This is a genomic window from Roseisolibacter sp. H3M3-2, from assembly GCF_029211165.1.
In the GTDB taxonomy this organism is placed as follows: Bacteria; Gemmatimonadota; Gemmatimonadetes; order Gemmatimonadales; family Gemmatimonadaceae; genus Roseisolibacter.
The window spans coordinates 1-9,516 of sequence record NZ_JARGEK010000176.1 but is presented as its reverse complement, the minus strand read 5'-3'; the positions used below and the strand labels follow the sequence as shown (position 1 = coordinate 9,516).

Genomic DNA, 9,516 nt, shown 5'->3' with positions numbered 1-9,516 from the left:
GGCGCGCTCGCCGCGCAGGCGGCGCAGCGCCAGCGCGCACAGCGGCGCGGCGGCCAGCAGCAGCGCGACGTCGGCCACCGGGGCCAGGCGGAAGGCGACCACCGCGAGCAGGTAGTACGCCGTCATCAGCGCCGCGAGCGTCCAGGCGGCGGGGCCGCGCGCCGCGTCGGCGAGCGCGGCGCGGGCGCCGGGCCAGGCGAGCAGCGGCGCCGACGCCGCGAGCGCGAACGCGAGCCGTCCCGTCACCACCTGCAGCGGCGAGAGGGCGGGGAGGAGGCGCACCATCGTCCCCACCAGCCCCCACGTGAGCGCCGTCGCCGCCGCGGCGGCCAGCCCGCGCGCGTCGGTCAGGGCTGCGCCCCGCCCGCCGGCTCCCCCTTCGCCTCGTACACCGCGCGGCCGCCGAACCAGGTGGCCAGCACGCGCGTCGCCAGGATCTCCTCCGCCGGCACGCGCATGATGTCGCGGTCGAGCACCACGAAGTCGGCGCGCTTGCCGGTCGAGAGCGACCCCAGCTCCCCCTCCTGGAAGCCCGAGTAGGCGGGCCACAGCGTCATCGACTTGAGCGCCTCCTCGCGCGTCATCCGCTGCTCGGGGTACCACCCGCCCGACGGCCAGTTCTTGGCGTCCTGGCGCGCCACCGACGCGTGGAAGGAGATCAGCGGGTTCACCAGCTCGACCGGGAAGTCGCTCCCGTTCGGGACGATCGAGCCGGCGTCGATCAGGGCGCGCCAGGCGTAGGCGCCGAGCAGGCGCCCCTGCCCGAGGCGGTTGCCGGCCCAGTACATGTCGCTCGTCTGGTGGCTCGCCTGCATGCTCGGGATGACGCCGAGCGCGGCGAAGCGCGGCACGTCCTCGTGGTGGAGGATCTGCGCGTGCTCGACGCGGAAGCGGTGGTCGGCCACCGGGACGGCCTTGAACGCGGCCTCGTAGGCGTCGAGCACGACGCGGTTGCCGCGGTCGCCGATGGCGTGCGTGTTGACCTGGAACCCGGCGCGGAGGGCGCGCGTGGCGACGTCCTGGATGTGCGCCGGCGCCGAGAGGAGCAGCCCGCTGTTGTTCGGGTCGTCCGCGTACGGCTCCAGCAGCGCGGCGCCGCGCGACCCGAGCGCGCCGTCGGCGTACAGCTTGACGCTGCTCACCCACAGCCGCCCGTCGTGCAGGGCACGCCGCGGGCCGCGCGCGAAGTAGTGGCGGAGCGCCGCGCTGTCGTCGCCGATCATGATGTTCGCGCGCAGGTCGAGCTCCCCGCGCTGCGCCATCTCCTCCATCAGCTCGATCGTGGCGCGCCCCTCGCCCGCCGAGTGCACGCCCACGAGCCCGTACCTGTGCAGCTCGCGGGTGGCGGCGCGCAGCGCCTCGCGCAGCTCGTCGCGCGTCGCGTTCGGGATCGCGCGCTCGACCAGCCCCTGCGCGCGGTCCACGAACACGCCCGTCGGGTCGCCCGACGGCGTGCGCTCCAGGCGGCCGCCCTCGGGGTCCTTGGTGTCGCGCGTGATGGCGGCGGCGCGCATCCCGGCCGCGTTCACCAGCGCCGCGTGCCCGTCGACGCGCTCCAGGTAGACCGGGTGGTCGGGGAGGGCGCGCGAGAGCGCCTCGTGCGTCGGGAAGCGCGTGTCGCCCCAGTCGTTCTGGTCCCACCCGCGCCCGACCACCCACGACCCCTTGGGCGCGGTGCGGGCGCGGGCGACGACGCGCGCGATCACGTCGTCGTACGACGTCGTGCCGACGAGGTCCACGTTGCGCAGCCCGAGCCCGAGCCCCGACAGGTGGCCGTGCGCGTCGACCATCCCGGGGATCACCGTGCGCCCGCCGAGGTCGACCACGCGCGTCCGCGGGCCGCGCAGCGCCAGCGCGCCGCGGGAGTCGCCGACGAACTGCACGCGCCCGCCGCGCACCGCCATCGCCGCGGCCAGCGGGCGCGCGTCGTCCACGGTGTAGATGCGGGCGTTGGTGACGACGAGGTCGGCCGGGGGCGGCGTCGTCGGGGCCGGCGCGGGCGACTGCGCGCCGGCGGGGAGCGCGAGCGACGACGCGACGGCGGCGAGGGCCAGGAGCGGGAGGCGGCGCACGGAGGGGCGGGGAAGGGGAACGGTGGAGGACGCCGTCGAAGATAGACGAAGGGGAGGGACGCGGCACGCGTCCCTCCCCCTCGTCGGCCCCGCGCCGGGGTCGGCGGCGGGTCAGCGCCCGTCCTTCCGCACCGCCGCGCCCGCGCCGCCGCCCGCCGGCGGCATCAGCACGGTGTCGATCACGTGGATCACGCCGTTGCTGGCCATCACGTCGGCCTTCACGACGTTCGCGTTGTCGATCATCGGCGCGCCGCCGTGCACCATCACCTTCACCGACGGGCCGCCGACCGTCTTGGCCGAGGTGACCTTGGCGACGTCGGCCGCGGTCACCTTGCCGGGGACGACGTGGTACAGCAGCACGCTGCGCAGCTTGGCCTTGTCCTGCAGCAGCGCCTCGACGGTGCCCGGCGGCAGCTTGGCGAACGCGGCGTCGGTCGGCGCGAAGACGGTGAACGGCCCCGTCCCCTTGAGCGTCTCGACCAGGCCGGCCTCGGTGAGCGCCTTGGCGAGCGTGGTGAACTGGCCCGCGGCGACCGCGGTCTCGACGATGTCCTGCGCCTGCGCGGCGCGCGGCGCGGTCAGCGCGACGGCGGCCGCGACCGCGGCGGCCTGCGTGAGCGTACGAAGCATATCCACCCCTCCACACGGGTTCGATGAGGGACGCGCCCCTGCGCGCCCGCCGGATGATGCCGCGAACGGTGCGCGCGGTTCCCGGCCGAACGTCAGGACCGCGTGAGCGGCCGCCGCACGCCCCTTGCCTCAGGGCGGACGCGGGCGCCCGCACGGGGCCCGGCCCTTCCCGTTCATCCCAGGAGATGTCGCAGATGCAGCAACGTGCGCACGCCGGCCGGCGCGCCGCGCGGGCCCTGGCGCTCGCGCTCGCCGCCGCCGCGCTGTGGGCGCCGTGGTCCCCCGCCGCCGCGCAGGGGTTCGGCCTCAACGAGATCGGCTCCTGCGCCATCGGGCGCGGCTTCGCCGTCACCGGCGCGCCGTGCGACGACGCGTCGGTGCTGTACTGGAACCCCGCCGCCGCGACGACGCTCGCACGCGGGCTGAGCGCGTACGGCGGCGTGTCGGCCGTGCAGGTGCGCGGCAGCTTCACCGCCGACGCGACGCGCCGCCGCGACGCGGGCGACGTCCCCGTCGAGTTCCCCCCGTTCCTCGGCGTCAACTGGCGCAACGGGCGCCTCGCGCTCGGCGTCGCCGGCTACGTCCCCTACGGCCTGACGTCGCAGTGGCGCGACGACTTCCCCGGCCGCTTCGCGGCGCAGCGCGCGTCGCTGCAGACGATCTACGTGCAGCCCAACGTCGCGTTCGAGCTGGTCCCCGGCCGCCTCTCGGTCGGCGGCGGGCCCGTGTTCGGCCACTCCTCGCTCGAGCTGCGCCAGGCGCTCGACTTCTCGGCGAGCCCGATCACCTCCGCGCCGCTGCTCGCCGCCTTCGGCCTCCCCGCGGGCTCGACGTACGCCGCGCTCGGATACGCCGAGGGGACCGAGTTCGCACGCGCGCAGATCGAGGGGTCGGGGACGGGGTTCGGCTACAACCTCGGCGCCTTCGCGCGCGTCTCCGACGCGCTGTCGGTGGGCGTGCGCTACCTGTCGGAGGTGCGCTTCGACTACGAGGAGGGGGAGGCGACGTTCACGCCGTCGCCGGCCGCGGCGGGGTACGTGCTGCAGGCCGGCAACCCGCTGCTCGGCGCGACCACCCCCGCGCTCCCGGCGGGGACCACGCTCGCCACGATCACCGGCCCGCAGTTCACCGGCGCCGGCGCGCTCGCGCCCGGGCAGCTCGTCAGCTCGCGCATCGACCACCCGGCGCAGTTCCAGGTCGGCGTCGGCTTCACCGGGATCCGCAACGCCACGCTGTCCGCCGACTACGCGCTCATCCGGTGGTCGTCGTTCCAGGAGCTGCCGGTGACCTTCCTGCCGCGCGCGGGGGGCGGCGCGTCGCCGCCGAGCCGCACCATCATCGAGAACTACGAGGACTCGCACAGCGTGCGCGTCGGCGGCGAGTACCGCCTCGCCGGCGGGCTCGCCGGGCGCGCGGGGTTCAGCTACGCCACCTCGCCGGCGCCCGACGAGACGGTGACGCCGCTCCTCCCCGACATGGACCGCTACAACGTCAACGTCGGCGTCGGCATCCCGCTCGGCGCTCGGCTCGCGCTCGACGCCGCGTACCTGCGCGTCGAGACCGAGGGGCGCCGGGGCCGCACCGGCGAGCGCACCGCGGCGCAGACCGCCGAGCAGGTGAACAACGGCTTCTACGCGCTCAACGCGAACATCTTCTCGCTCAGCCTCAAGGCGCGGTTCTGATGCGGCCCACGACCCTCCGTTCCGCGGCGGCCGTCGCCGCCGCGCTGGCGCTCGGCGCCTGCGCCAAGGACCCCGAGCTGCGCCTCACCGCGCCGGCCGCGAACCTGGCGGCTCCCTTCCTGGAGCGCTACGTCGCGATCGGGAACAGCATCACCGCCGGCTACCAGTCGGGCGGCATCAACGACTCGACCCAGCAGCGCGCCTTCCCCGTGCTGCTGGCGCGCGCGGCCGGCGTCGACTTCACCTACCCCGCGCTCGCCAAGCCCGGGTGCCCGGCGCCGATCGCCGACTTCCTCACCGGCGCGCGCGTCGCCGCGTCGGCCGGGCAGACCGTCGCCGCCGCGGGGTGCTACGGCCGCCAGGCGTCGGCGCAGGGGCGCCCGGTCGACAACGTCGCCGTCCCGGGCGCCAACTCGTTCGACCCGGTCGGCACGGTGCAGGGGAGCGGCGCGAGCGCGCTCACCGCGTTCATCCTCGGCGGGCGCACGCAGGTGCAGGCCGCGCTCGAGCGGCGGCCGACCTTCGTCAGCGTGTGGATCGGCAACAACGACGTGCTGAGCTTCGCGCTCGCCGGCACGCGCGCGGGCGTCACCGACTCGGCGGCGTTCGTCGCCAACTACCAGCGGATGCTGTCCGAGCTGCTCGCCGGCGCGCCCGGGCTGAAGGGTGTGCTGATCGGCGTCGTGAACGTCACGAACGCGCCGCTCGCCTTCCCGCTGTCGGTCATCAACCCGGCGGCCACGCCGTCGCAGCCGGCGTTCGCGTACAACGCGCAGGCCGCGGCGGCGGTGCAGCAGCTCCTCGGCCGGCCGATCGCGTTCGCGCCCAACTGCAACACCGGCGCCCCGCAGCTCGCCTTCACCGCGCTGTCGCAGATCGCCGCCGCCGCCAACGCGGTGCTGCCGGCCGGGGCGCCGTTCCCGTTCGTCTGCGCCGACATCCCGGGCGTGGTCGCCAAGACGCCCGGCGTGCTCTCGGAGGCCGACCGGCAGTTCTTCGTGAACCGGGTGCGCGGGTGGAACGCCTTCCTCCGCGCGAAGGCCGACTCGATCGGCTTCGCCTTCTACGACCCGAACTCGCGGCTCGACGCGTGGCGCGCCTCGGGGCAGGTGCCCCCGTTCCCGAACCTCGCCGCGCGGACCGCGCCGTTCGCCCCGTACGTGTCCAACGACGGCGTGCACCCGTCGACGGCGGCGCACGTGGTGCTGGCCGGCGACCTGGCGGCGGTCATCAACCAGAAGTACGGGAGCAGCCTGCCGACGACGATCGCGGCGCCCTGACCGGACGCGCGCCTGGGGGGTGAAGTCCGCCGCAGCGGCGGCCGACACTCCCCGGCGTGACCCCTCCCGCCCGCGTCCCCTGCGCCACCTGCGAGGTCCTGCCCGTCCTGCCGCGAGGGGCGGGGCGTCTGCACCTCTGGCTCCCCAGCGCGCACGGCGTCGCCAAGACGACCGCCGCCGCGCGCCGACTCGGGCTCGCCCCGCGCGCCGGCGCGGCGCACGGGGTGTCGGTCGACGTCGGCGACGAGGCGCTCCCCGACGTCGCGGCGGCGCTGGCCGACGCGCTCACGGCGCTGGAGCGCGACGACACGCGCGTGCTCTTCACCCCCGGCGGCGCCGAGCCGTCGGCGGCCGACGTGTCGCGCGTCGCGTCGCTCGCGCGATTCCAGGCGCTGCTCGACTCGGCGTGGCTGGTCGAGGTGATGGAGCGGCAGCGGCTGACGTCGCACTTCCAGCCGATCGCGCTCGGCGACGACCCGACGCGCGTCGTGGGGCACGAGGCGCTGCTGCGCGGGGTGGACGCCGACGGCGCGCTGCTCCCGCCCGTGCGGCTGTTCGACGCCGCGCGGCGCGCGGGGCTCCTGTTCCCGCTCGACCTCGCGGCGCGGCGCACGCACATCGCCGGCGCGGCGGCCGCGGGGCTCGACGGGCTGCTCTTCCTGAACTTCACGCCGACGGCGATCTACGACCCGGCGATGTGCCTGCGCTCCACCGTCGCGGCGATCGACGCCGCCGGGATCGCGCACGAGCGGATCGTCTTCGAGGTCGTCGAGTCGGAGGGGATCGCCGACACGGACCACCTGCGCGCGATCCTCGACTACTACCGCCGCGCGGGCTTCCGCGTCGCGCTCGACGACGTGGGCGCGGGCTACTCGTCGCTCAACCGGCTGCACCTGCTGCGCCCCGACCTGCTCAAGCTCGACCTGCAGCTCGTGCGCGACGTCCACGCCGACCCGTACAAGGCGGTGGTCGCGGAGAAGGTGCTGGAGCTGGCCGACTCGCTCGCGATCCCCGTGCTCGCCGAGGGGGTGGAGACCGCCGAGGAGCTGGCGTGGCTGCAGGCCCGCGGGATCCGCTACGTGCAGGGGTGGCACGTCGGCCGCCCGGCCGCCGCGCCGCGCCCCGTGGCGCGGCTGGCGGCCGCCGACGCGCTGCGCGCGCGGCGCGGCGAGGGGGCGCTCGCCGGGGCCTGAGCCCCGGCGCGCCCGCGTCGCCTCAGCGCAGGACCGCCTTGGCGATCGTCTGCAGCTGCATGTTCGACGTCCCCTCGTAGATCGTCCCGATCTTGGCGTCGCGGTAGAACTTCTCGACGGGGTACTCCTTGGTGTAGCCGTACCCGCCGAACAGCTCGACGCACACCGACGTCACGCGCTCGGCGACCTGCGACGAGTAGAGCTTGGCCATCGCCCCCTCGCGTGCGATGTCCTGCCCCGCGTCCTTGAGCCGCGCCGCGTTGTACACCATGAGCCGCGCCGCCTCGAGCTCCGTCGCCGCCTGCGCGACCTGGAACTGGATCCCCTGGAACTCGGCGAGCGCCCTGCCGAACTGCTTGCGCTCCTTGAGGTAGGCGGTCGCCGCCGCCAGCGCGCCGCCGGCCACGCCGATCATCTGCGCGCCGATCCCGATGCGCCCGACGTTCAGCGTGTCGATCGCGATCTTGTACCCCTTGCCGACCTCGCCCAGCAGGTTCTCGTCGGGGACGAAGGCGTTGTCGAAGTGCAGCGCGGTGGTGCTCGACGCGCGGATGCCGAGCTTGTCCTCCTTGCGCCCGATCGCGAACCCCTCGGTCCCCTTCTCGACGACGAACGCGGTGATCCCCTTGTAGCCGAGCGCGGGGTCGGTGGTCGCGAAGACCACGAAGATCTCCGCCTCGGCGCCGTTGGTGATCCACGCCTTGGCCCCCGACAGCCGCCACCCGCCGTCGACCTTCGTCGCCTTCGTGGTCAGCCCGAACGCATCCGACCCCGAGCCCGGCTCGGACAGCGCGTACGCCCCGACGGTGTTCGACGTCAGTCGAGTCAGCCAGCGCTGCCGCTGCGCGTCGGTGCCGTAGGTGGCCAGCGGGTACTCGACCAGCGTGTTCTGCACGTCCACCTGGATCGCCGCCGACGCGTCCACCTTCGACAGCTCCTCGACCGCCAGCACGATCATCATGGCGGTGCCGCCGGCCCCGCCGAGCGACTCGGGGAGCTCGATCCCCATGAGGCCCATCTCGAAGAACTGGCGGGTGAGCGCGGGGTCGACCTTCCCGGCGGCCTCCATGGCCTGCACGCGCGGCCGGACCTCCCCCTCGGCGAGGGCGGTGACGGCGTCGCGGAACATGATCTCCTCTTCGGAGAGGAGGGTCAGGGGGGGACGGGCGGTGGCGAGGTCGCTGGACATGGTCGGGGCTGGTTGCTTCGGCGGGCGTGCGTCGCGGGGGCCCGCGGCGCGTTGTCGAAAATGGCCGATGTGCATGGTGTGGGGTAGCTTGCAGGGATCGGCGCGGCCGTCCGCGCCCGCGTGGCCCCCCCTCTCGCAGTCCTGATGGTCCCCACCGCTACCGCCCGTCCGCGGCCCCGTGCCGCGGCGCGCTTCCTCGCGTTCGCCGCCCTCGCGCTCGCCGCCGCCTGCGGGGGCGGGGGGGACGGCCCGCCGCCCGTGCCGTCGGCGGTCTCGCAGGCCGACGTGGGCGTGGCGCTCGCCGGGCCGGCGGGCGGGGACGTCACCGTCCCGGTCCGCGTGCGCGTGACCGCCGAGGGCGGCCGAGCCGTGGGCGGGACGCCCGTCACCTGGGCCCCGAACGACGGCGGGCGCGCGACCCCGACCACCAGCACCACCGACGCCGACGGCGTCGCGCGCACCACCTGGACCCTCGGCCCCGGCGCCGGCGTCCAGACGATGGTCGCCTCCGCGGGCACCGCGCCCGCCCGCACCCAGCTCATGGCGACCGCCGCCGCGGGGCGCGCCGCCACGCTGCGGGTGCAGGGGGACACCGTCGTCGGCATGGTCCCCGGGCTGACGCTGCAGCTCCGGGCGCTGGTCGCCGACCGCTTCGGGAACCCGCTCGACGCCGCCGCGGTCTCGTGGACCAGCGCCGACGACGCGGTCGTGGCCGTCGACGCCTCGGGCCGGCTCATCGCCCGCGCCCCGGGCGCGACCACCGTGGCCGCCACCAGCGACACCGCCCGGGCCCGCCTCACCGTCCGCGTCTCGTCCCAGGCCCCGCTCGCCGTCACCCGCGTCGCCCCCGACACCCTCGTCCCCGGCGGCGAGGTCGTGGTCGAGGGGAGCGGCTTCGTCGCCGGCACCGGCGGCGGCACCGAGCTGCTGGTGAGCGGCGTCCGCGCCACCCTCGTCGAGCTGACCCCCACGCGCATCCGCGCCACCGTCCCGGCCACCAGCGCGCTCCCCTGCCAGGCCACCGGCGCGGGCACGCTGACGATCCGCCGCGACCTCGGCACGGGCACCGTCGACTCGGTCCGCAACGCGGTGGCGGTCCCGGTCGCCGCCCGCCGCACGCTCCGGGTCGGCGAGAACCTGACGCTGCTCACCGCCGACGCCGCCCGCTGCACGCAGCTAGAGGGCGGCAGCCGCTACCTCGTCACCGTCTTCAACGTCGAGGAGTCGGGCGACCGCTTCGCCTTCGGCCAGCTGCGCGGCGCGCCCGCCTCGGCGGTCCCGTCGGCGACGCCGTGCTCCCGCTCGGCGCGCGTCCCGGCGCCGCGCGCCGCCCTCCAGCCGCTGTCCGACGCCGCCCGCCTCGCCGCCGCGCGCGAGTCGGCCGCCGAGGCGGCCCACGGCGAGCGGCTGAGCTGGGTGCGCGAGCTGGCGCGCCGCGCCGGCTCCCGGCTCCCCGGGCTGCGCGCCGCG

The 9,516-nt window shown here is 75.9% G+C and carries 7 protein-coding genes and 1 pseudogene; 4 read left to right on the top strand and 4 right to left on the bottom strand.

Features of this window, described 5'->3' with window-relative positions:
• The 3 genes and pseudogenes from PYV61_RS14735 to PYV61_RS14725 all read right to left on the bottom strand — a co-directional run.
• Positions 1-285: pseudogene (locus tag PYV61_RS14735) on the bottom strand (hypothetical protein); the annotation flags it as partial.
• Between the two features lie 62 nt (positions 286-347).
• Positions 348-2,072 (bottom strand): amidohydrolase, encoded by a 1,725-nt coding sequence (locus tag PYV61_RS14730; RefSeq protein ID WP_275832837.1) that lies wholly within the window; start codon positions 2,070-2,072, stop codon positions 348-350.
• Between the two features lie 111 nt (positions 2,073-2,183).
• Entirely contained in the window at positions 2,184-2,702 is a 519-nt protein-coding gene (locus PYV61_RS14725) for a fasciclin domain-containing protein (RefSeq protein ID WP_275832835.1), read from the bottom strand.
• A gap of 194 nt (positions 2,703-2,896) precedes the next feature.
• Between PYV61_RS14725 and PYV61_RS14720 the strand changes: the two genes are divergently transcribed.
• From PYV61_RS14720 to PYV61_RS14710, 3 genes are read left to right on the top strand one after another with little or no spacing between them, the layout of a single operon-like run.
• Positions 2,897-4,384 carry an outer membrane protein transport protein gene (locus tag PYV61_RS14720; RefSeq protein WP_275832833.1) on the top strand — a complete coding sequence of 496 codons (1,488 nt, stop codon included), beginning with the start codon at positions 2,897-2,899 and terminating at the stop codon, positions 4,382-4,384.
• A complete protein-coding gene (locus tag PYV61_RS14715) occupies positions 4,384-5,664 on the top strand; it encodes an SGNH/GDSL hydrolase family protein (RefSeq protein WP_275832830.1) in 1,281 nt (426 codons plus the stop codon). Before PYV61_RS14720 ends, PYV61_RS14715 begins: the two co-directional genes overlap by 1 nt.
• A gap of 56 nt (positions 5,665-5,720) precedes the next feature.
• A complete protein-coding gene (locus tag PYV61_RS14710) occupies positions 5,721-6,857 on the top strand; it encodes an EAL domain-containing protein (RefSeq protein WP_275832828.1) in 1,137 nt (378 codons plus the stop codon).
• Between the two features lie 22 nt (positions 6,858-6,879).
• On the opposite strand, the gene PYV61_RS14705 is transcribed toward PYV61_RS14710, so the two are convergent.
• Positions 6,880-8,046 (bottom strand): acyl-CoA dehydrogenase family protein, encoded by a 1,167-nt coding sequence (locus PYV61_RS14705; protein ID WP_275832826.1) that lies wholly within the window; start codon positions 8,044-8,046, stop codon positions 6,880-6,882.
• 144 nt (positions 8,047-8,190) lie between these two features.
• On the opposite strand from PYV61_RS14705, the gene PYV61_RS14700 reads away from it, so the two are divergent.
• Positions 8,191-9,516, top strand: a 1,326-nt coding sequence (locus PYV61_RS14700) for an Ig-like domain-containing protein (RefSeq protein WP_275832823.1), incomplete at its 3' end; no start/stop codon positions are given.